The sequence below is a fragment of the Roseburia sp. MSJ-14 genome, assembly GCF_018918225.1.
Classification (GTDB): domain Bacteria; phylum Bacillota; class Clostridia; order Lachnospirales; family Lachnospiraceae; genus Petralouisia.
This window is the reverse complement of record NZ_JAHLQD010000049.1, coordinates 19,568-40,524: the sequence shown is the minus strand read 5'-3', so window position 1 is coordinate 40,524 and position 20,957 is coordinate 19,568. Positions and strand designations below refer to the sequence as shown.

Here is a 20,957-nt window from a genome sequence, read left to right as displayed (position 1 = left end):
AAGTTACTGCTTTGCGATAGCAGCCTGAACACCATAAGTTTCTGCACATTTTTCCATGCTTCCGTCTGCATAACTGGAGGCAAAGAAGTCATTAAGAGCAGCGGCAAGGTCAGAACCTTTACGGAATCCAACTCCATACTCTTCACTGTTTAATTGAAGTGTATAGGTTAAATCAGCGTAGCTTGTTCCCTCTCCAACCATAGCGGCAGCCATGAGAGAATCAATGATAGCAGCATCGGAAGTACCGGCAGCTACTTCCATAACAGCATCAGACTGAGCTTTTACAGAAGTATAATTTAAACCAAGTGAATTAGCCTGTTCTTCTCCGGCACTTCCAGCTTCTACTGCGAAGGAAAGTGCAGAAAGACTATCGGTATCTGTGTACAGGTCTGCTTTGTCGGCTGGAAGAACAACAATCTGAGCATTGTTGCAGTATGCTTTAGAGCATTCCATAGAACTTTTTACCTCATCTGTAAGAGTCATTCCATTCCATACACAGTCGATGGTCTTTCCATCAAGTTCCAGAATTTTGTTATCCCAATCGATCTCTACAAATTCAACGTTAACACCAAGACTTTTTGCAAAAGCAGTTGCCATATCAGCATCAAAACCAATCCAGTTTCCATTGTCGTCTTTGTAATCCATTGGTTCAAAGTCAGTAATACCTACAACTAAAGTTCCTTTGTCTTTTACATATTCCAAGTCGCTTTTGCCAGCAGTATTAGAAGAAGCGTCCTTGCTGTCGGAATTTCCACAGGCGGTCATGGAAAAAGCCATGAATAATGTCATCATAAGTGCGATTATCTTTTTCATAATTTAAATTTCCTTCCAAAATAGTAATAGTGTAATAAAATGCTACGCTACCATACTATCAATCTAATATACTAAAGTCAAGCAATTGGATAAAATTAAATGATGATTGTATTATCATAAAGGGGAAGGAAGATTTAACAAGAATGGGAAACAGGTTTGTCACACTCCAAAAGACGGATATAGTGGTTCGCTTCTCGAAGTACATGGTCAGCAAGAAGAGGCAAAATAATAGAATCAATTTTACAGTTTAAAATACCTTCTGTACCGGCTTCTTTAAATTCACGGTATTTTAAAGTTTCTTTCAGAGAACGTTCTGCTAATTCGGTAGCAGCCGTATCCTGACATCGTGCCTGTTCTAAGAGTTCACAGTATTCTTTGGAGAAGTTATCGGCAGTATCAATCAGCTGTTCTTCACAAGGGTCTAATAAGCCTCGAATAAATAAGGCGTGTTCCATCATAATCTGATTCCAGAAGTCCTCGGTTTTTCGTAAGTTTTTGTAGGAAGGACGATTGTTTTGCATTAATTCTTCTATGGTAGCACGATATAACTTTGCTTCTCGCAATATATGTTTAATTAATAGTGGATAATTTGTAGTGAAAAGTTTGCAATTTCCTACTTCTTTTAAAATGTTTTCTTTAAAATCAATGAAACCATTTAATAGGCGAAAAGCTCGCTCATTTAGTCTGTGAACCAATGGAACCATTCGGCGAAAGTCTTGCCTGCCGGATAGAGAGCGGAGGTTTTGCGCAGCAGCAGAAAGTTCACTGTCGATAGGAACACCGCTCAAATCAGAAGTTCTTTTTTCGGCTGGTATGGTAAACTTCGTTACTAATTCATCAGATTTGGTGACACAATGATTGATACGTCCATCACCGATACTTAAGGTATCACGAAGGAGATTTTCAAACTGCTCCCGAAACCAGTCGGCTCTTTTTATCCATTCTTCCTCCTTACAGGGAAATCCTGTTTCTAGAAAAAGAGCATGCTCTTTCATAATGCGGGCAAAAAATAAGTGGGTTTCTATTGATAAAATCACATAATTTTCCATATTGTTTCATATCTTTTCTTTTTATAGTCTTTATAGTATATGAAAAAGTGGAAAATGAGTTAGGTATTATTTTTTGTATTTCTAAAATTTAGTTTTAAAGCAGTAAGGTTTTGTTGTATAATGAATAAGCGAAAACCCCTTATTTTAGGGCAATGCAACCGCAAGTTTACATGAAAATACGCAAAAGCAACAGAAAATTTATAGACTTTACACTCATGCTAATCTAAGATAAGGCTACCGGAAACGCAGAAGGAAAAAGTCAAAAACGAAAAGGTGGAGAAAATATGAGTTTATTCGGAGAAAATTTACAATTTTATAGAAAGAGAAAAAATATGACCCAGGAGCAGTTAGCAGATCAGTTAGAGGTATCCAGACAGACCGTATCCAAGTGGGAAGCAGGAGCTTCTTATCCGGAGATGGAAAAGATATTGCAACTATGTGATTTGTTTTCTTGCAGCATGGACACCCTTATGCGGGAAAATGTCAGTGAGCAGGAAGTGGAAGATACTCAAAGTTATGATATTCATATGGAAAAAAGAAGAAAGCGTATTACAGCTGGGGTAATACTTATTATCCTGGCAGTAGCATCTTATGAATTGCTGATAGGCATAGGAGTCATGGAAGCAGTGGTAAATACAATATTTTGGGCAACAGCTATTGTAGCAATATTAGTATTTGTAGTAGCAGGTATACAACATGACCAATATAGAAAGAATCATCCGGTAATACCGGAGTTTTATTCCAAAAAGGAAAAAGAGCATTTTGAAGAAAAGTTTCCAATTCACATTGCTGTTGGAATCGGCGTGATTTTAATTGGGTTCTTAATTGGAATGAACGGAGACAGTTTACCAACCGCAAAAGGAATGACAGAAGACTTTTATTATGGAATATTTATGGTGTTTGTGGCAATTGGAGTTGGCGTTTTAACCTATGCTGGTCTGGAAAAAGAAAAGTATGATATTGCAGCTTATAATAAGGAAAATAGAAAAGACAAAGAATCAGATAAAGGAATCGGAGTATGGTGTGGATGCATTATGCTGGTAGCAACCATTATTTATATGATTACCGGATTTTGCTTTAATTTGTGGTATATTAACTGGGTGGCATATGCGGTGGCCGGTCTTATCTGCGGAATTGTCACATTGATTTTAAATAACAAGAAAAATAAGTCGGAATAGGTAAATGATAATTTTTATCAACAAAAAGCAAGGGGATGCAAAAATTTATTTTTGTGATATAGTAGTTAGTGTGAACGAACGATATATCACAGAAGGAGTGAATGAAAATGGCAACTGCAATTGTAGTAGGAGTTTTAATTATAATAGGGTATCTGAGTTTGCGTTCCGGCGTAAAACATTTTAAAGGAGAAGGTGGATGCTGCGGAGGTGGCGGAGATTCTGTTCCAAAGCAAAAAAAGAAGAAAGTAGAGGCATTATATACCAAGATTATTACCATTGAAGGAATGCACTGCGATAACTGTAAAAATAGTGTAGAGAGAAATATCAATGAAATCGAAGGTGCAAGTGCGAGAGTTCATTTAAAGAAAAAACAAGCAGTGGTAGAAATGGATCGTGAAATTCCGGACGAAGCACTAATCGAAGCGGTAGAAAATGCGGGATTTGAAGTTTTAAAGATTGAACGATAGAAGAAGTGTACATATTTTCTAAAACGTGTTGAGTTTTTCGGGACAAGTCTATATAATAGAGAAGATAATACCTATTAAAATTATGGGAAATATGCTTTACAAGAAAGACGAGATATGATGGAAAATATAGAAATAACATGGCAGGAAGTAAATAGCCTTGAAAAAGATAGTTATGTGTTAATTGATATTCGGGATGAATCAGCAGTAAATTATGGAATGATTCCGGGAGCAATTCATATTCCGGAAGAACAATTAACTACGGAAAATGATAAGATTTCTAAAGAAAAAAAAGTCATTTTTTATTGCACCAAGGGAATCTTCAGCAAAGAAAAGGCAGAAGAGTTTCAAAAAGACGGCATACAGGCATATAGTTTGCAAGGCGGCTATATGGGATGGTTATTGTCTCGCATGAAAGAGACAGAGAAGTCGGAAGAACATTCTGCAGAGGAGATTGAAAAGAGCATTCGAAAGAAATTCCATAAGCAATTGTTTTCTAAATTTGCAAAGGCAGTTCGTGATTATGAGCTGGTACAGGAAGGAGATAAGATAGCAGTCTGTATCTCCGGAGGGAAGGATTCCATGCTTATGGCAAAGCTGTTTCAGGAGCTGCACAGACATAATAAAGTAAAGTTTGATTTGGTTTTTTTGGTGATGGACCCGGGATATAGTGAAGCCAATCGTCAGGTAATCGAAAACAATGCAAAGCGCATGAATATTCCAATTACCGTATTTGAGTCTGATATTTTTGAGGCAGTATATGAAATAGAAAAGTCTCCTTGTTACCTGTGTGCCAGAATGCGTAGAGGACATTTATATAACAAGGCAAAAGAATTAGGATGCAATAAGATAGCATTGGGACATCATTATGATGATGTGATAGAGACTATTTTAATGGGAATGTTATATGGAGCACAGGTACAGACTATGATGCCAAAGCTTCACAGTACCAACTTTGAAGGAATGGAACTGATTCGACCAATGTATTATATTCGTGAAGATGATATTAAGCATTGGAGAGATTATAACGACCTTCATTTTATTCAGTGTGCCTGTCGCTTTACCGATACCTGTACCACATGCCGTCCGGACGGAAGCAGTGTATCGAAGCGTATGGAAGTGAAGAATCTTATTGCTGAAATGAAAAAGACAAATCCATTTGTAGAAAGCAATATCTTTAAAAGCGTAGAAAATGTAAATTTAAGTACGATAATTGCGTATAAGCAAAATGGTGAAAAGCATCATTTCCTGGAGAATTACGAATGAAAAAGAAAGTAATACAAATTGCAGCCCGGCAGTCTTTGCCTATTACATGCAGTTATCTCTTTGTCAGTATGGCATATGGGATTGTAATGGAAGAAGCCGGATTTGCATGGTTTTGGTCGCTGTTTACCAGTCTTACGGTGTATACAGGGACCTTTCAATTTGTTCTGGTTACTTTTTTAAGTAGCGGAGCTTCTATTGTAACAGTAGCATTAACGGCACTGTTTATGAATAGCAGACAGGTGTTTTACGGATTGAGTTTTATTGAAGATTTCCGAAATATGGGAAAAAAATATCCCTACATGATTCATACTATGACGGATGAAACTTATGCGGTAAACTGTGCTCTGACAGAAAAAAAAGAACTGTTTGAAAGTGAAGAGGAACGTAGAAATGTAATGCTTTATGTAGCGTTGTTCAGTCGAATTTCCTGGATGTTTGGTGCTGTGTTAGGCGGTGTGTTGGGACAAGTGCTACCCATGGAATTAGAGGGAATCGATTTTTGTATGACAGCGTTGTTTGTGGTGATTTTTATAGACCAGTGGAAGGCAGCCAAACATCATGTTCCGGCATTATTGGGACTTGGAACGGGAATTTTGAGCCTTTTGATATTTGGAGCGGGTAACTTCATACTACCTGCATTGATTCTGGTTTCAGGATTACTATTGTTATTAGAAAAGAAAATACAAAAGGAGGAGACAGAATGTGAGTAATGAGAAAATCCTTTTGTATATATGTGTGGGAGCAGTGTGTACGATTTTTTTGCGGGCATTGCCATTTACCCTGCTCGGCAAAAAAGAAATACCGGATAAAATACAATATTTAGGGAAAATACTGCCACCTGCAATTATGGCAGTATTAATAGTGTATTGTTTAAAGGATGTGCCGGTTTCTTTTTTAGAAAGCGGAGTGCAAAAACTAATTGCAGTAGGTGTGGTAGCAGGAACCTATCTATGGAAAAAGAATACATTTTTCAGTATTATCCTGGGGACTGCCTGCTACATGATTTTATTACATATTATATAGGAGAAAAACATTAGGTGAGCAGAGAAGCCTTTAATTTTTGCGCAGCAATACTTTGTGAATGAGTAGTGTCCCACAGCAGACAGACTTCTCGTTCCGGGATAGGTTCTACCAATTGGATAGGAACTACTTCCCCTCTTGCAATAGATTCCTGAGCAAGTGCCTCTGGATAGAATCCGATTCCAAGGTTATGCTGAATCATAGGAAGAATCTGGTCTGTGGTAGCAGCTTCCATATCCGCCTGGAAAGGAAGATTGTAGCGCAAAAAGTATTCAATATAGAGCTCTCGGGTACTGGTTTCTGTACTAAGAGAGACAAAAGGAATGTCATTTAAGTCCTTTAAATTGTGAACCTGCGAAGCAAAATCAGCATATTTTAAGCCTCCGATTAAGATTTCACGAAAAGTAGAAAGGGAAATCTTTTGAAGAGGTTTTTTTATGTTTAAAGGAGTAGTTACTATGGCAAAATCCACCAGACCATTTCGCAGAGCAGTGATTGCCTGTGGCGTGGAATGGTTAGAGATTTTTAAACGAACATGTGGATATTTCTCGTGGAAAAGCTCCAGTTTATGCAAAAGCATAAGGTGCAGGGCTGTTTCGCTTGCTCCGATGTGAATCAAACCGCTTTCAAGACTTTTGTCTCTTTGCAGCTCCTGTTCTCCGATTAAAAGCTGTTCGTAGGCAATGGAGACATGTTCATATAAACGTAGTCCCTCTGGAGTAAGGGTGATACCACGATTGGAACGAACAAAGAGCTTACAGTTTAATTCATGCTCTAAATTGTTCATACATCGGGTAATATTGGGCTGGCTATTATCTAACAGTTCAGCAGCCTTGGTAAAACTTTTGTATTGTGCAACAAAGTAAAAAATGCGGTAATAATCATAATTTACCATAAAAACCTCCTAGTACTATACCAAAATGATATGGTGACAATATCAAAAATACTTTTTACATATCGACAATAAAAAAGTATAATACAATTGTGTTAGAAACACAAGCCAATAAAAGCTATCGACAAAATTTGATATAAGCAGGACAACCTGAGGAGTGCAGACCTCAGGTTGTTTTTTTAAGTTTTTGTGTAAAATCTTCGTAAAATCCCATACTTTGTAAAATCTGCTGTGCTATAATGAAAAAAGAAAAATCGGAGCAATGCTACGCAAAACAGGAGAAAAAGTATGTGGAAAATAGAATTGAAGATGCACTATCCAAGTTTCAGTAAACAGCAACAGCAAGTGGCAGATTACTTATTAGAAGAAGAACAGCAAGCCGGAACTATGACAATTCGGGAATGTGCCAGTGGAGCACAGGTGGGGCAGCCTACCGTATTAAGAATGTTAAAAAAATGTGGATACGAGGGGTGGGCAGACTTTCAACATCAGGTGTGGAAGAGTGCAGGGGGAGATAAGGATATGATACCCCTTGAATCTACAGGAAATACCGGGGAGCGGGAAAACGGATTCAAGGAAAGCGGATTCAAGGAAAGCGGGGTGCTTCAGATTATTCGAGATGATATCCAAATGATTGCCGATATGGCAGAAAAACTGGATATGAATCAGTTAAACCAATTAGTAAAGGTAATGAAAAGGGCAAAAATCATTGATGTTTATGGAACGGATAATTCTGCCAATGCAGCAGCAGAACTTTCCGGAAGACTTTTACATTTAGGACTTACCAGCAGAAATTATTCGGATTTGTTTTTCCAGAAAATCAGTGCAGGTCATTTAGGAGAAAAAGATGTAGCAGTGAGTTTTTCCATTTCCGGAGAGACCATAGCAGTTATTGAAGCATTACAGGCGGCGAAGCAATGTGGGGCAGTTACCGTAGCAGTTACAGGAGATGAACATTCTACTCTGGCAGAAACAGCAGATTATGTGTTTGTAACACCTACGATTTATGCCCATCAGGTTAGTAAGTGGATTGCATCCCGAATTTCACAAATTGCCTTTGTAGATACCCTTTGTGCAGCAATTATGGAAAGTGATATGGAGCGGTTTAGTGAACAGTTGAGTAAATCCACCAGAGAATTTGAAGAAGACATTTCAGAACGTGCAAAATAGAGTAAAAAAAAGAAATAGAACGCAATTTTCTATTGCATCAAAAAGTCGGAGCATTGCTCCGATTTTTTGCATTTTAGAGTAAAATTCGTTTACCAAAATTTTACATAGATTTGATGATTGACAGAAAAAAGATGTGCTATGATGCAGGACGTGAAGAAAAGCGACAGAAAGGAATCATCATGCTGAAAAAAATCTTAAAAGATTCCTTGCCCACCATTGCTTCGTTGACATTGTCAGGAATGTACAGTGTGATAGATGGATTGTTTATTGGAAGAGCAACAGGAGATATTGGACTTGCGGCTATCAATATTGCATGGCCCATTACAGCAGTGATTACCGCAACCGGTATTGGAATCGGTGCTGGTGGAAGTGTATTGGTTTCCAATTATCGGGGACAAGGCAAACAGAAAGAAAGCAAAGAGGCGGGAAATCATACGGTTACTTTGTTAGTAGTAGTGGGAATGTTAGTAACGATGTTGTTTTTGCTGTGTTATCCCTCTCTTTTGAAAATATTGGGCGCACAAGGCAGGGTGTATGAAGAAGCACAAAGGTACAGTGGAATTATTGTAGCAGGAAGTGTTCTTCAGGTACTAGGTACAGGACTACTTCCTATTTTACGAAATATGGATATGGCAATTGGAGCTATGATAAGTATGATTACCGGATTGTTTACCAATATCGGAATGGATTATTATCTGTTATTTGAGAAAAATTTAGGGATTCAAGGTGTTGCTTATGGAACAGTAACCGCTCAGGGGGTGGTTGTCTGTATCAGCGTCCTTCTTTTATGTAAGCGGCAAAGGATAAAACCATATTTAGAAAAGAAATTGTTTTATCACACCGTAAAAACCGGAATCACCGCTTTTGGAATGTCACTTGCCCCATCTGTTACATTGATTTTTACCAATTGGCAGTGTTTAAAGTATGGTGGAGAACAGGCGGTAGCGTGTTATGCGGTAATCTCCTATATTACATTCCCGGTACAGTATATGCTATCAGGAATCGGTGATGGGACACAGCCGTTGTTGAGTTACTATCACGGAGCAGATAAGCCAACCGAAGTAAGGCAGATTCAAAAAACAGCGTATGGACTGGCAGCAGTAATTGGAGTATCAGCAACGTTTGCAACGATTTTATTAGTGCCCCATATCGGCAGGTGGTTTGGATTGTCCGGAGAGGCGTTAGGATATTTTGGATGGGGAATGAATGTGAGTGCAGTAGCATTTTTGCTCATTGGATTTGTGAAATTCAATACAGCATATCTAAATGCCACAATGCAGACGAAAAAAGCAATATTTCTTACTTATATCGAAAGTATAGTGATTGCTCCCGTTCTTTTATATCTGTTGCCCGCATTTGCAGGAATAAAAGGAGTATGGTTTTCATTTCCGCTTACAGCGGTATGCATGCTTCTTATCTATAGATGGATGATGTTGTTAGAAAAGCGAAGGAAGGATAAAAAATGAAAAAGAAACTGACATTTAGAAAAATAGGTAGCGTATGGCTTTTTGTGATACCGGCTTTAATACCCCTCATTGTATTTTGGATTTATCCGATTTTAAGATCTATTTATATTAGTTTTACGGATTGGGATTATATGTCACCTACCTATCAATTTGTGTTTTTGGATAATTTTAAGGCATTATTCAAAGATCAACAATTCTACGATGCACTGTGGAATACCGTGGTATTTACCTTAGGAACGTTGATTCCCACCATTGTACTGGGGTTATTATTGGCATTGCTCTTGCAAAAGTCCTTTAAGGGAAGTGGATTGATTAAATTTATTTTGTTTTCCCCATGGATTACGCCAACAGTTGCAGTTTCTATTGTATGGACATGGATTTATGAACCGAATAATGGAATTGCCAATGCAATTTTGAAATTTTTCGGTTTACCGGGACTTCAGTGGATTAAAAGTTCTCAGACCGCTATGCTGGCAGTTATTGTCGTAACCGTTTGGAAAAGTCTTGGATATGCCATGATATTTTATTTATCAGCGTTGGAAAAGGTACCAAAAGAGTTATACGAGGCAAGTGGAATGGATGGAGCGAAAAGCTGGCAGAGATTTCGTGATGTGACCATACCATGCATTTCTCCAACCACTTTTTTCTTGATGATTATTACCATGGTAAATTCCCTACAGGCATATGATCAGATTCAGATATTGACACAGGGAGGTCCTTCCGGTAGTACCCGAACATTACTTTATATGTATTATCAGCTTGGATTTGAAGAGTTCAATATGGGACAGGCAACCGCAGTAGCAATTGTATTGATATTGATAACCGTTTTATTATCGGTAGTGCAGTTCACAGGTTCAAAGAAGTGGGTACATTACTAAGGAGGCAAAAGGAATATGAAAATAAAAACAGGTTTACAAAAAACAGGAAAAGTATGCTTATTGTTTCTGTTCAGTATATTTACAGCATTTCCCTTTGTGTGGATGGTATTAAGTGCCTTAAAAACAAAAGCAGAAATTATGGATGTATCAAAATTTTTTCCGGCAGAGTTTCAATGGAATAATTTTTATGAAGTTATTTTTCATTCACCCTTGTTAAAGTATGTATGGAATAGTTTATTTGTATCAGCAATTACACTGGCAATCCAGATTGTAACAGCAGCTATGATTGCCTATGCCCTTGTGTTTATGAAGTTTAAGGGAAGAAAGGTGTTGTTTGCCATTATCATGGGAACTTATATGCTTCCTACAGCAGCAACCTATATACCAAGTTACATTATTTTGGCTGACTGGAATTTGTTAAATACATTTACCGGATTGATTATATCCAATTGTGTCAGCATTTTCGGAATTTTCCTGTTACGTCAGGCATTTATGCAGGTGCCTATGGGAGTGATTGAGGCAGCAAGGATTGATGGAGCATCCCGATGGAAAATTTTATGGCAGGTAGTATGTCCCATGACAAAGTCCTCCTTTATCACTTTTGGACTTATGAACTTTATTACTTGTTATAACAGTTATATGTGGCCGTCTTTAATTACAGATTCCGATGAGAAACTTTTAGTTTCCCAGGGACTGAGAAAGTTCTTTATTGAAGGAGGAGCTTATGGAACAGAGTGGCCTCTGGTTATGGCGGGAAGTGCTTTAATTGTATTACCGTTGCTGATTCTTTTTGCATTTACCCAGAAGTGGTTTATCAACGGAATCGGCGGAGATACCGGTATGAAGGGGTAAGAACCCTTTTATATATAGAAATAGCAAACAGCAAAAATAAGGAGAGAAAAACATGAAAAAAAGATTGTTAGCAGCATTGCTTGGAATGACAATGGTTGCAGGATTGCTTACCGGATGTGGAAGCAATGGCGCTAAGGAAACAACAAAAACAGCAGATGGAAAGATTCAGATTAACTTTTGGTATTCTGGTGGAAAGACAGCGGTAAATGTATTTCAGGATATCGTAGATGAGTTTAATGCATCTCAGGATAAATATGAAGTTAAGACTACCACACAGGCAGATTATACAGAAACATACGAAAAGCTTCAGGCTGGAATTGCCGGAAAGAAAGCACCGGATATGGCATTGTTGGATGTGGATAAGTCAAGAAATCTTTCTGAGAAAAATCTGGTAGCAGACATTGGAAAATACATAGAAAAAGATTCTGATTTTCAAAAGGATGATTACTTAAGTGTATTCTATGATCAGGGTGTGGATGAAAATGGAAAAGTTTTTGCATTGCCGGCATATGGAACCACACAAGTATTGTATTACAACAAGGCAGCATTTGAACAGGCAGGAATTGATCCAAGCTCTATGAAAACATGGCAGGATTTAGCAGAAGCAGCTAAGACAATGACAAGTGCAGATGGTTCTTTTGTAGGATGGGAACCAATGTGGGGAAGTGCCAACCTGGTAGATGCAGCATTGAGTAATGGAGCTTCTCTGTTAAGCGAAGATGGAAAAACAGTAATGATTAACTCTGATGAGTGGGTAGAAGTATGGGAGTCCTTCCGTCAGTGGATTCATGATGATAAGATTATGAAAGTTAATTCCGGTGGACAAGGCTGGGAATACTGGTATACCACTATCGATGATGTGCTTCAAAATAAGGCAGGCGGATATACAGGTTCTTCCGGAGATCAGGCAGACCTTGATTTTAATTTAGTAGCAGCAATGGAACAGCCGGGATTTAACAATAATCCTTCTGCACCAACAGCAGATGCATTACAGCTTGTTATGTTAGAAGGCTCCAGTGATGAGACAAAACAGGGAGTGTATGAATTTATGAAGTATTTTACCACACCGGAGAATCAGGCAAAATGGTCAATGGCAACCGGATATGTAGCAGTTCGTCAGTCTACACTGGAAGTAGCAGACTTTAAAGCATATACCGAGGAAAATCCACAGGCATTGGTACCGATTTCTCAGGCATCCCATGGAACACCTGCATTGACAGACCCAACCGGAGGAAAGATTTTTGATGCATTAAAGATTGCAGCAGATAAAGTAGAGTTAGAAAATGTACCGGCAAAAGAAGCATTGGATGAAGCACAGAAAACAGCACAGGAAGCATTAGATAGTATGCAGTAAACAAAATTATGAGAGAAAATATTAATTTTACAATTAGCCGTGAGGCAGACAATTTTCATAAGGAATCCTTTGGGGTTCCTTATGAATTAGAAACATTATATTTAGAAATCAAAATGCCGGAAGAATGTCGCTATATGGGATTTGTGATTTTGTGGGACGAAACAGGTGTCATACGTTTGCAAAAGTTATTAGGATATGGAGAACAGAAATTAGCTGTAGGTATCGATGGAGAACATACTACCATTGGTGGCGTACCGGGAAAAGTTTCCAAGGGAGAATGGAAACTTGGAATTGGCATTTTTACAGAATATGTACAACAACGCCTTGGAGATAAAACAGAGGTGTTAGAGGTGGTACTTACAGACAGGGAAATTCCAATAGCAGACCCTATCGGAGCACAGGTATGGGTAGAAGAAGGCACTCCCAAGATGTCTTTTGAAAATTATAACTGGAAAGAAAAATATCAGAAAGAAGCACGATGGTATAAGGGAGATTTGCATACCCATACACGATTATCCGATGGAAAAGAAACCACGGTACACGCCATGGAAAAGGCAAAAAAAATGGAAATGGATTTTTATGTACCAACAGAGCATAACCTGATACATACAGGATGGTGTGATACCGATATTTGTGTGCTGCCGGGAATTGAAATAACCACAGACAGGGGACATTTTAACTTGTTTGGAATTACCGAGATGCCGGAACATGTATTAGATATTGTAAGAACCAATGGAACTCCTCAGATGGAACAATATGTAGAAGCAACCATGAAAGAAGCTAAGAAAAAGAACTGGATTGTCAGCTTGAATCATCCATTTCTTACCATATGGAAATGGCAGTATGGAAAGACAAGTCTGGAAGATTTTCAGTGTGTGGAAATTATCAATGATCCTACCTATCAGGATGCACCACCTTCCAATGATGAGGCGATTCGTTTTTTAGATGCTCTTTGGATGGATGGACATAAAATCTGGGGCGTAGGAGGAAGTGATTCTCATAATTTAGAAGAAGAACGGTACGAAGGAGCAAATCTTCCATCTATTCCGGGAGATCCAGCTACCTATGTATTTTGTGAAGAATTATCTCCTGAAAACCTTATGGAACAAGTGAAAAAAGGACACATGTGTGTCACAAGATATTGTCAAGTGAAACCGAAAATTTATGCAGAAGGAAAAGAGTATCTTCCGGGAGATGAAATCAAAACAGACAAGGAAAAAACAGTTCTTACTTATGAAGCCCAGTTGCTGGGAATATCGGAAGAGCCAACGGTGTTTATTATAAAAAACGGAGAAAAACAACAGATAAAAGTACAGGAAAGTTCCACCGGAAATTACTGTATAAAAGCAGAAATTGAAATGGACAGTAGTATCTGGAACTGGGTGCGACTGGAGGTAAGAGGAAAGCAGGGAGAATTTTTAGCATATACAAATCCGGTATGGTCAGGAAGCATGCGTTCTAATTACAGCAGAGTAGAAGAAATATGGAAGGCAATGGGAGAACACTGACATGATAAAAGGAATATTATTTGATAAAGATGGAACACTGGTGGATTTTTTTTCTCTTTGGCTTCAGGCGGCAACCGCAGTTGTTCCGGTATTTTTAAGAAAAAACGGAATGGAAGATTCCAAAGAGATGGTGGAACACTTGCTTCAGACGATGGGAGTAAATCAGGGAGAAGTCGACCCGAAAGGGGCATTAGCTTACAAATCCTACGGAGAAATTGCAGAGGATATTTGCAGTGCTCTTGCAAAAAGGGGAATTGAAGTTTCGGTTCCTCTGGCAAGAAAGCAGTTAGAAGAACTTTTTAATGAAAATGTCACCAGTCAGAGTACAAAGTTTCAGTTGTTTACAGATATGAATGTACTTATGGAAAATTTAAAATCCAGAAAAATTGTGATAGGACTTGCGACGGCGGATACAGAGCTTTCTGCCGAAAGCTGTCTGGATTCCATAGGAGTGAAACATTTTTTTGATTATATCGGTGCAGATGATGGCAGAAGAAAACCCAAACCGGATAAGGAAATGTTTTTAGAATTTGCAGAACAATTTTCTTTGTTACCGGAAGAAATTGCAGTAGTAGGTGACACTTATAATGATATGATGTTTGCCAAGAAAAATGGTGGAGTTGCCATAGGAGTTTTAAGTGGCGTGAGTGAAAAGAAAGATTTTGAAGATAAAGCAGATTATGTGATTAATTCTATTCATGAGTTACCGGAATTGCTGGATAGAATTTGATTTAAGGAGGAAATACTGTGGCAGAGATTCAGTTAAAACATATGTACAAAACATTTGAAGATGGAGTAATGGCAATAAAGGATTTTGATTTGGATATCAAAGACAAGGAATTTGTTATCTTTGTAGGACCTTCCGGGTGTGGAAAGTCTACCACTTTGCGAATGATTGCAGGATTGGAAAGTATTTCGGATGGAGAACTTCTGATAGATGGAAAGCGGATGAATGAGACACCTTCCTGTGATCGTGATATGGCAATGGTATTTCAAAATTACGCGCTCTATCCACATATGTCAGTATATGATAATATTGCTTACAGTATGAAATTGAAAAAAGTTCCAAAGGCAGAGATTCGTAAAAAAGTAGAAGAGGTAGCAGAAAAGTTAGGTTTAGAGCAGGTATTAGACAGAAAGCCGAAAGAACTTTCCGGTGGACAGAAGCAACGTGTAGCAATGGGACGTGCCATGGTGCGAAAACCAAAAGTATTTTTAATGGATGAACCATTATCCAATCTGGATGCAAAATTGAGAAATCAAATGCGCGGAGAAATTTCAAAACTTTATCAGGAGCTGGACAGTACCTTTATCTATGTGACACATGATCAGGTGGAAGCTATGACACTTGGGACCAAAATCGTAGTGTTAAAAGATGGGGAGATTCAGCAGGTAGCAACACCGAAGGAACTTTATGACCATCCGGCGAATCTGTTTGTGTCAGGATTTATAGGAACACCGCCTATGAATATTTTTGAAAGTGTCTGTGAACCGGTAAATGGGGTATTGCATATTCGAATAGGAGATGCATTGTTGCCATTCAAGGAAGAAACGGCAGAAAGACTCAGAAAAAAAGACTATATCAATCAAAATATTATGGCAGGAGTTCGTTCCGAAGATATTTTACTGACACCCAAGGGAGAATTAGAAGGTATTGTGGAAGTATATGAGATGCTGGGAGATTATGTATACTTGTATCTCACATACGCCGGACAGAAAATATCAGTAAGAGTTCCTTCAGATACGACTGTCCGAAGAGGAGATACGATTCGATTCACATTTGATATGGAAAAGATACACCTTTTTGATAAGTTACGAGAAAAAAGAATCTAGCTCACCCTTTCATTTTTACGGCGTATCAAAAACATACTAAGGGATGCGGCGAAAATAATAAGATAACCGGTAATGCTAATCCAATCCGGAAATTCACCTAAGAACAAAATGCCCCAAAGGGAAGAAAAAATAATCTGTGTATAGTCATAGACAGAGATTTCCTTTGCAGGTGCATGGGAGTAAGCTGCTGTGATAGAAAATTGTCCGCCGGAGGCTGCCAGTCCTGCTAACAGTAAACAACCAAGCTGCCAGGGTTTCATCGGTGTGTAATGGAATATACAGTAAGGAAGTGCGGCAAGGCAGGAAAAAGTGGAGAAGAAGAACACGATAAAAGGTCCCTTTACACCACGTCCACTTAAAATGCGCACCATAGTATAGGCGATACCTGCACCTAATCCGCCCAGAAGTCCGATAAAGGCAGGAAAAGTTACAAGACTGTCAAATCCGGGACGCAAGATAAAGAGCGTTCCTATAAAGGCAACGATGACACACATAATCTGATAAAAAGCAGCTCGTTCTTTTAATAAGAAATAAGAAAAAATAATGGCAAAAAACGGAGACAACTTATTTAGCATATTGGCATCAGACAAAGCCAGATGGTCGATAGCATAAAAATTACAAAAAATACCCAGTGTACCAAAACCGGCTCGTAAAAGCAGATAGATGGTATTACCCTTTCCGGCACGGAAGGGGATTTTTTCTTTTCGTAAAATAATTGCAGCAAAGGCAAGTGCCACCAGGTTACGGAAAAAACTTTTCTGTATGGCAGGAATATCTCCCGATAAGCGTACAAATAAACTCATCAGAGAAAAGCATAATGCTGCAAGAATAATGTATAAAATACCTTTATTTCGTTCAGACATAATCATACCTCGTTTCCTTAATAATTGTATGCAGTGATTTGACTGCACACCTAATCAATTATAATCCAACAGAACTTGCAAATCAATCATACATTTTTTTGAAAAAAGTGTTGACAAAAGATGCTGTTTGCGTATAATAGCATATATAACCTACGGATAAAGTAGGAAATGAAAAAACGGAGGTGATAGGACGCAAATGAAAATATCGATGAAAGGAAAGTACGCAGTAAGGTTGATGCTGGACTTGGCAGAACATGATTTTGGTGAACCGGTAAGTCTGAAGGATATAGCAGTGCGACAGGAGATTTCAGAAAAATACTTGGAGCAGGTTGTGTCCTTGTTAAATAAAGCAGGATTGGTACGCAGTATCCGAGGACCCCAGGGAGGTTACCGATTAGTGCGAAAACCATATGATTATAAGGTTGGCGAGATTTTACGAATGACAGAAAGTTGTTTTGCTAAGGACGGAGACGGAGAGGAAGACGCAAGCATGATTTTGTGGAATCGTATCGATGATGCGGTAAGCAGTGTAATAGATACGGTAACGCTAGAGGATTTGCTTACCTGGCAGAATGAAAATGCATATAATTATTCAATATAAGGAATGAGAAGAATATAGAAAGGAAGACAGTGATGAGTAAAATAGCAGAACATTTAACAGAACTGATAGGAAAGACTCCATTATTAGAGCTGACCAATTATGAAAAAGAAAATGAACTGGAAGCAAAAATAATCGGAAAATTGGAATATTTCAATCCATTAGGAAGTGTCAAGGATCGTGTTGCTTATGCCATGATTGAGGACGGAATAAAAAAAGGCAAGATTAATAATGAAACAGTCATTATCGAACCAACCAGTGGAAACACAGGAATCGGGCTTGCGTTTGTAGCAGCATCTAAGGGCTTACACTTAATTCTTACCATGCCGGATACCATGAGTGTAGAACGTAGAAAAATCGTTTCCGCATTAGGAGCTGAAATTGTTCTGACACCGGGAAAGGAAGGAATGAAGGGTGCGATTGCAAAGGCAGAACAGTTAAAAGAAGAATACGGAAATGCCATTATCCCACAGCAGTTTGAAAATGCAGCAAATCCGGCAATTCATAAAGAAACAACTGCAAAAGAAATCTGGGAAGACACTGATGGAAAGGTAGATATCTTTGTTTCCGCAGTAGGAACCGGAGGAACATTGACCGGAACCGGAGCAGGATTAAGAGAAAAGAATCCGGATGTAAAAATTATTGCAGTAGAGCCAAAGGATTCCGCAGTACTTTCCGGAGGAAAGCCGGGACCACATAAGATTCAGGGAATCGGAGCAGGATTTGTACCAAAAGTATTGGATACCCAATTAATTGATGAGATTATACCGGTAGAAAATGAAGCAGCATTCCGGACGGCAAGAAAAGTAGCAAAAACAGATGGTTTGTTGGTTGGAATTTCATCAGGAGCAGCACTTTATGCAGCAGATGTATTAGCAAGAAGACCGGAAAATAAAGGAAAAAACATTGTAGTTTTATTACCGGATACAGGAGAACGTTATTTATCCACTGCATTGTTTGAATAGAATCAGGAGGAGCATTTATGAGAAAGAAGGCAACAAGGATAACCGTTACGATTCTTGCAGCGGTGTTGACGATGACATCTCTGACAGCTTGCGGAAAAAAGAAAAATAGTGATGGAACACTGACGCTAACCAATGTTTCTTATGATCCGACCCGAGAACTGTATGAGGAATACAATCAAGCCTTTGAGAAGCATTACAAGGAAGAACATGGAAAAGATATTAAGATTATTCAATCTCATGGAGGCTCTGGTAGTCAGGCGAGATCCGTAGTGGAAGGCAGTGATGCAGATGTGGTAACATTGGCACTTGCTCATGATATTAGCCTGATAGAAAAGTCCGGGCTCATCGAACCGGGATGGATAGAAGAATTTGACGGAAACTCAGCACCTTATACATCTACCATTGTGTTTTTGGTACGCAAGGGAAATGAAAAAGGAATCAAAGATTGGGATGACTTGGTGAAAAAAGGTGTAGATGTCATAACACCGGACCCAAAGAGTAGTGGCGGAGCTTGTTGGAACTTTCTGGCTGCATGGGAATATGCCAGTGAAAAATATGCTTCAGAAAAGAAAGTAAAGAAATTTGTAACAGATTTATATCAGAATGTATCTGTTATGGATTCCGGAGCGAGAGGAGCTACAACGACTTTTGTAGAAAACGGACAGGGAGATGTGCTGATTGCATGGGAAAATGAAGCAATTACAGCAATGAAGGAATATCCGGGAAAATATGAAATTGTAACTCCAAGTGTTAGTATTCTGGCAGAACCTAATGTTGCGATTGTAGATGCCAATGCAAAAAAAGATAACACACAGGAAGCGGCAAAGGAATATTTGCAATACTTATATTCAGATGAAGCACAAAGAATTATTGGAGAAAATGGATATCGACCAACGAATCCGGATATTTTACAGGAATTTTCCGATAAGTTTGATTTGAATGTTAAGTTATGTACCATAGATGATTTTGGCGGCTGGGATGAAGCCTACGAAAAGTTTTTCACCGATGGCGCAATTTTTGATGAAATATATGATAATTAAGTAGAATGACTAGGAGAAAGAGGAGGAACCATGAAAGGGTTAAGGAGGCAAAAACAGGCAAAAACCTGTAGGGTCATACCGGGATTTGGACTTAGTATGGGAGTGACAGTTACCATGTTGTCACTGCTGGTATTGATTCCACTGGCATCAGTTTTAATTTATTCCATGAAGTTATCACCGGAAGAATTTTTTCAGCTGATTGGAAGAAAAGAAGTAAGAAGTGCATTTTCCACCAGTATCATGTGTTCCTTCATCGCAGCTGTGGTAAATTGTGTATTTGGAGTGATTTTGGCATGGATATTAGTTCGGTATGAATTTCCGGGAAAACGATTATTAGATGGCTTGATAGAACTTCCGTTTGCATTACCAACAGCGGTTGCCGGAATCACCTTATCTAAGATGTATGCAGATACCGGTTTTCCGGGAAAATATTTAGCAAAGCTTGGAATACAGGTGTCCTATACTAAGATAGGTCTTACCATAGCATTGATATTTGTGGGAATCCCATTTGTAGTAAGAGCAATCCAGCCTATATTAGAAAAGCTGGATCCCTCCTATGAAGAAGCAGGAAATATGTTGGGAGCAAGCAAGGCAAGAATTTTTCGAAAAATAATTTTACCGGAGCTTCGCCCGGCATTGCTAACCGGATTTGGATTAGCCTTTGCAAGAGGTGTTGGAGAATACGGAAGTGTCATTTACATATCAGGAAATAGTGCAAGAAAGCATACACAGGTAGTTTCCTATGTAATTATGCAAAAGCTCAATTATGTAGATTATGCTGCTGCAACAGCCATTGCACTGGTAATGTTGATTTTATCCTTTTTGATTTTATTTTTGGTAAATATGGTGCAGGTACATCAGGCAAAACGAACAGCATAAGGAGGAAGACATGGAGAAAAAAGAACAGAAAAAACGGAGTAAAACAGAAATTATACTGATTACCGTGGGCGTACTTTTTATTGTCTGTATGCTGGTGTTGCCATTGATATCGGTAGTAACTAATTCATTAAAAGAAGGAATTCAATTTTACTTTCAGTCCTTAGCATCCGAATATGTAGTGTCTGCTTTGGGAGTAACATTACTTGCAACTGTCATAGCCGTAGTAGTAAATACATTTTTTGGAATTATGGCAGCGTGGTTGTTAACAAAATTTTCCTTCCGGGGAAAACATATTTTAGCAACTTTAATAGATATTCCGTTTTCTATTTCACCGGTTATTGCAGGACTTGCATTTTTGATGACATTTGGAAGACTTGGGTGGGCAGGAAAATACATTGAAAAAATCAATGAAGCACTTGGAACAGATATTAAAATTGTATTTGCAATTCCCGGTGTAATACTTGCCACCATATTTGTTACCTTTCCATTTGTATCAAGAGAAATCATTCCGGTATTGAATGCGCAGGGAAAAGAAGAGGAAGAAGCGGCAACCCTGATGGGAGCCAGCGGATTTCGAATTTTCCGAAAAATTACATTACCTCATATGAAATGGGCATTACTCTATGGAATTATCCTTTGTACAGCCCGAGCACTGGGAGAATTTGGAGCGGTAAATGCATTATCTAAGACCCGCGGCGAAACTTTTACTTTACCACTGGAAATCGATGCATTGTACTTATCTGGGTCGGCTGATTCAATTACAGCTGCATTTGCAGTATCATCCGTACTGGTTATCATAGCAGTGTTGGTATTGGTATTACGAAATTTTGTAGAATATAAGTCAAAGAAAAAAGGAAAGGTATAGGAGG

22 protein-coding genes are annotated in these 20,957 nt (G+C 38.5%); 18 read left to right on the top strand and 4 right to left on the bottom strand.

What is annotated here, in order from left to right; translation table 11 throughout:
- Nucleotides 1–3: 3 nt before the first annotated feature.
- Nucleotides 4–813, bottom strand: a complete 810-nt coding sequence (locus tag KQI83_RS13485; RefSeq protein ID WP_216559092.1) for a transporter substrate-binding domain-containing protein — start codon at nucleotides 811–813, stop codon at nucleotides 4–6.
- A 134-nt stretch (nucleotides 814–947) separates the two neighbouring features.
- Nucleotides 948–1,850, bottom strand: a complete 903-nt coding sequence (locus KQI83_RS13480; protein ID WP_330622430.1) for a DUF2935 domain-containing protein — start codon at nucleotides 1,848–1,850, stop codon at nucleotides 948–950.
- 296 nt (nucleotides 1,851–2,146) lie between these two features.
- Here KQI83_RS13480 and KQI83_RS13475 point away from each other — a divergent pair, with 296 nt between their 5' ends.
- The 5 genes from KQI83_RS13475 to KQI83_RS13455 all read left to right on the top strand — a co-directional run bounded on the left by KQI83_RS13475 (nucleotide 2,147) and on the right by KQI83_RS13455 (nucleotide 5,793).
- The gene (locus KQI83_RS13475; protein ID WP_216559086.1) at nucleotides 2,147–3,040 is read left to right on the top strand and encodes a helix-turn-helix domain-containing protein; all 894 of its coding nucleotides are present in this window, start codon (nucleotides 2,147–2,149) and stop codon (nucleotides 3,038–3,040) included.
- Nucleotides 3,041–3,147: 107 nt separating this feature from the next.
- Nucleotides 3,148–3,507, top strand: coding sequence for a heavy-metal-associated domain-containing protein (locus KQI83_RS13470; protein ID WP_216559083.1), 360 nt, complete (start codon nucleotides 3,148–3,150; stop codon nucleotides 3,505–3,507).
- 114 nt (nucleotides 3,508–3,621) lie between these two features.
- Nucleotides 3,622–4,770 carry an ATP-binding protein gene (locus KQI83_RS13465; protein WP_216559080.1) on the top strand — a complete coding sequence of 383 codons (1,149 nt, stop codon included), beginning with the start codon at nucleotides 3,622–3,624 and terminating at the stop codon, nucleotides 4,768–4,770.
- A complete protein-coding gene (locus KQI83_RS13460) occupies nucleotides 4,767–5,480 on the top strand; it encodes an AzlC family ABC transporter permease (protein WP_216559077.1) in 714 nt (237 codons plus the stop codon). Before KQI83_RS13465 ends, KQI83_RS13460 begins: the two co-directional genes overlap by 4 nt.
- Entirely contained in the window at nucleotides 5,473–5,793 is a 321-nt protein-coding gene (locus KQI83_RS13455; protein ID WP_216559074.1) for a branched-chain amino acid transporter permease, read from the top strand. Before KQI83_RS13460 ends, KQI83_RS13455 begins: the two co-directional genes overlap by 8 nt.
- A 10-nt stretch (nucleotides 5,794–5,803) precedes the next feature.
- Here KQI83_RS13455 and KQI83_RS13450 read toward each other — a convergent pair whose 3' ends face one another.
- Nucleotides 5,804–6,685 carry a LysR family transcriptional regulator gene (locus tag KQI83_RS13450; protein WP_216559070.1) on the bottom strand — a complete coding sequence of 294 codons (882 nt, stop codon included), beginning with the start codon at nucleotides 6,683–6,685 and terminating at the stop codon, nucleotides 5,804–5,806.
- A 285-nt stretch (nucleotides 6,686–6,970) separates the two neighbouring features.
- Here KQI83_RS13450 and KQI83_RS13445 point away from each other — a divergent pair, with 285 nt between their 5' ends.
- The 8 genes from KQI83_RS13445 to KQI83_RS13410 all read left to right on the top strand — a co-directional run bounded on the left by KQI83_RS13445 (nucleotide 6,971) and on the right by KQI83_RS13410 (nucleotide 15,743).
- On the top strand, nucleotides 6,971–7,852 hold the full coding sequence (locus KQI83_RS13445; RefSeq protein WP_216559067.1) for a MurR/RpiR family transcriptional regulator: 882 nt from the start codon (nucleotides 6,971–6,973) through the stop codon (nucleotides 7,850–7,852).
- Nucleotides 7,853–7,965: 113 nt separating this feature from the next.
- Complete coding sequence (locus KQI83_RS13440; RefSeq protein ID WP_253295634.1) at nucleotides 7,966–9,318, top strand: MATE family efflux transporter; 1,353 nt, start codon at nucleotides 7,966–7,968, stop codon at nucleotides 9,316–9,318.
- Nucleotides 9,315–10,196 carry a carbohydrate ABC transporter permease gene (locus KQI83_RS13435; RefSeq protein WP_216559064.1) on the top strand — a complete coding sequence of 294 codons (882 nt, stop codon included), beginning with the start codon at nucleotides 9,315–9,317 and terminating at the stop codon, nucleotides 10,194–10,196. Before KQI83_RS13440 ends, KQI83_RS13435 begins: the two co-directional genes overlap by 4 nt.
- Nucleotides 10,197–10,211: 15 nt before the next feature.
- Nucleotides 10,212–11,048 (top strand): carbohydrate ABC transporter permease, encoded by an 837-nt coding sequence (locus KQI83_RS13430; protein WP_216559059.1) that lies wholly within the window; start codon nucleotides 10,212–10,214, stop codon nucleotides 11,046–11,048.
- Nucleotides 11,049–11,100: 52 nt separating this feature from the next.
- Nucleotides 11,101–12,402, top strand: a complete 1,302-nt coding sequence (locus tag KQI83_RS13425) for an ABC transporter substrate-binding protein (RefSeq protein WP_216559056.1) — start codon at nucleotides 11,101–11,103, stop codon at nucleotides 12,400–12,402.
- Nucleotides 12,403–12,410: 8 nt separating this feature from the next.
- The gene (locus KQI83_RS13420; protein WP_216559053.1) at nucleotides 12,411–13,910 is read left to right on the top strand and encodes a CehA/McbA family metallohydrolase; all 1,500 of its coding nucleotides are present in this window, start codon (nucleotides 12,411–12,413) and stop codon (nucleotides 13,908–13,910) included.
- Between the two features lies 1 nt (nucleotide 13,911).
- Nucleotides 13,912–14,640 (top strand): HAD family hydrolase, encoded by a 729-nt coding sequence (locus KQI83_RS13415; RefSeq protein ID WP_216559050.1) that lies wholly within the window; start codon nucleotides 13,912–13,914, stop codon nucleotides 14,638–14,640.
- Between the two features lie 17 nt (nucleotides 14,641–14,657).
- The gene (locus KQI83_RS13410) at nucleotides 14,658–15,743 is read left to right on the top strand and encodes an ABC transporter ATP-binding protein (protein WP_216559047.1); all 1,086 of its coding nucleotides are present in this window, start codon (nucleotides 14,658–14,660) and stop codon (nucleotides 15,741–15,743) included.
- Here the strand turns inward: KQI83_RS13410 and KQI83_RS13405 are convergent.
- Entirely contained in the window at nucleotides 15,740–16,606 is an 867-nt protein-coding gene (locus KQI83_RS13405) for a DMT family transporter (RefSeq protein ID WP_216559045.1), read from the bottom strand. The genes KQI83_RS13410 and KQI83_RS13405 overlap by 4 nt on opposite strands.
- 196 nt (nucleotides 16,607–16,802) lie before the next feature.
- On the opposite strand from KQI83_RS13405, the gene KQI83_RS13400 reads away from it, so the two are divergent.
- The 5 genes from KQI83_RS13400 to KQI83_RS13380 are packed head-to-tail and all read left to right on the top strand — an operon-like array spanning nucleotide 16,803 to nucleotide 20,953.
- Nucleotides 16,803–17,207 (top strand): RrF2 family transcriptional regulator, encoded by a 405-nt coding sequence (locus KQI83_RS13400; RefSeq protein WP_216559042.1) that lies wholly within the window; start codon nucleotides 16,803–16,805, stop codon nucleotides 17,205–17,207.
- Nucleotides 17,208–17,239: 32 nt separating this feature from the next.
- Nucleotides 17,240–18,169 carry a cysteine synthase A gene (gene cysK / locus KQI83_RS13395; protein WP_216559039.1) on the top strand — a complete coding sequence of 310 codons (930 nt, stop codon included), beginning with the start codon at nucleotides 17,240–17,242 and terminating at the stop codon, nucleotides 18,167–18,169.
- A 17-nt stretch (nucleotides 18,170–18,186) separates the two neighbouring features.
- A complete protein-coding gene (locus tag KQI83_RS13390) occupies nucleotides 18,187–19,209 on the top strand; it encodes a sulfate ABC transporter substrate-binding protein (protein WP_216559036.1) in 1,023 nt (340 codons plus the stop codon).
- Nucleotides 19,210–19,239: 30 nt separating this feature from the next.
- Entirely contained in the window at nucleotides 19,240–20,088 is an 849-nt protein-coding gene (gene cysT / locus KQI83_RS13385) for a sulfate ABC transporter permease subunit CysT (protein ID WP_216559033.1), read from the top strand.
- A gap of 10 nt (nucleotides 20,089–20,098) precedes the next feature.
- Nucleotides 20,099–20,953 carry a sulfate ABC transporter permease gene (locus tag KQI83_RS13380; protein WP_216559030.1) on the top strand — a complete coding sequence of 285 codons (855 nt, stop codon included), beginning with the start codon at nucleotides 20,099–20,101 and terminating at the stop codon, nucleotides 20,951–20,953.
- Nucleotides 20,954–20,957 lie beyond the last annotated feature (4 nt).

Coding starts and splice junctions, on each gene's coding strand:
- KQI83_RS13485 (WP_216559092.1), bottom strand. CDS start 813: ATGAAAAAGATAATCGCACTTATGATGACATTATTCATGGCTTTTTCC.
- KQI83_RS13475 (WP_216559086.1), top strand. CDS start 2,147: ATGAGTTTATTCGGAGAAAATTTACAATTTTATAGAAAGAGAAAAAAT.
- KQI83_RS13470 (WP_216559083.1), top strand. CDS start 3,148: ATGGCAACTGCAATTGTAGTAGGAGTTTTAATTATAATAGGGTATCTG.
- KQI83_RS13465 (WP_216559080.1), top strand. CDS start 3,622: ATGATGGAAAATATAGAAATAACATGGCAGGAAGTAAATAGCCTTGAA.
- KQI83_RS13460 (WP_216559077.1), top strand. CDS start 4,767: ATGAAAAAGAAAGTAATACAAATTGCAGCCCGGCAGTCTTTGCCTATT.
- KQI83_RS13450 (WP_216559070.1), bottom strand. CDS start 6,685: ATGGTAAATTATGATTATTACCGCATTTTTTACTTTGTTGCACAATAC.
- KQI83_RS13445 (WP_216559067.1), top strand. CDS start 6,971: ATGTGGAAAATAGAATTGAAGATGCACTATCCAAGTTTCAGTAAACAG.
- KQI83_RS13440 (WP_253295634.1), top strand. CDS start 7,966: ATGATTGACAGAAAAAAGATGTGCTATGATGCAGGACGTGAAGAAAAG.
- KQI83_RS13435 (WP_216559064.1), top strand. CDS start 9,315: ATGAAAAAGAAACTGACATTTAGAAAAATAGGTAGCGTATGGCTTTTT.
- KQI83_RS13430 (WP_216559059.1), top strand. CDS start 10,212: ATGAAAATAAAAACAGGTTTACAAAAAACAGGAAAAGTATGCTTATTG.
- KQI83_RS13425 (WP_216559056.1), top strand. CDS start 11,101: ATGAAAAAAAGATTGTTAGCAGCATTGCTTGGAATGACAATGGTTGCA.
- KQI83_RS13420 (WP_216559053.1), top strand. CDS start 12,411: ATGAGAGAAAATATTAATTTTACAATTAGCCGTGAGGCAGACAATTTT.
- KQI83_RS13415 (WP_216559050.1), top strand. CDS start 13,912: ATGATAAAAGGAATATTATTTGATAAAGATGGAACACTGGTGGATTTT.
- KQI83_RS13405 (WP_216559045.1), bottom strand. CDS start 16,606: ATGTCTGAACGAAATAAAGGTATTTTATACATTATTCTTGCAGCATTA.
- KQI83_RS13400 (WP_216559042.1), top strand. CDS start 16,803: ATGAAAATATCGATGAAAGGAAAGTACGCAGTAAGGTTGATGCTGGAC.
- cysK (WP_216559039.1), top strand. CDS start 17,240: ATGAGTAAAATAGCAGAACATTTAACAGAACTGATAGGAAAGACTCCA.
- KQI83_RS13390 (WP_216559036.1), top strand. CDS start 18,187: ATGAGAAAGAAGGCAACAAGGATAACCGTTACGATTCTTGCAGCGGTG.
- cysT (WP_216559033.1), top strand. CDS start 19,240: ATGAAAGGGTTAAGGAGGCAAAAACAGGCAAAAACCTGTAGGGTCATA.
- KQI83_RS13380 (WP_216559030.1), top strand. CDS start 20,099: ATGGAGAAAAAAGAACAGAAAAAACGGAGTAAAACAGAAATTATACTG.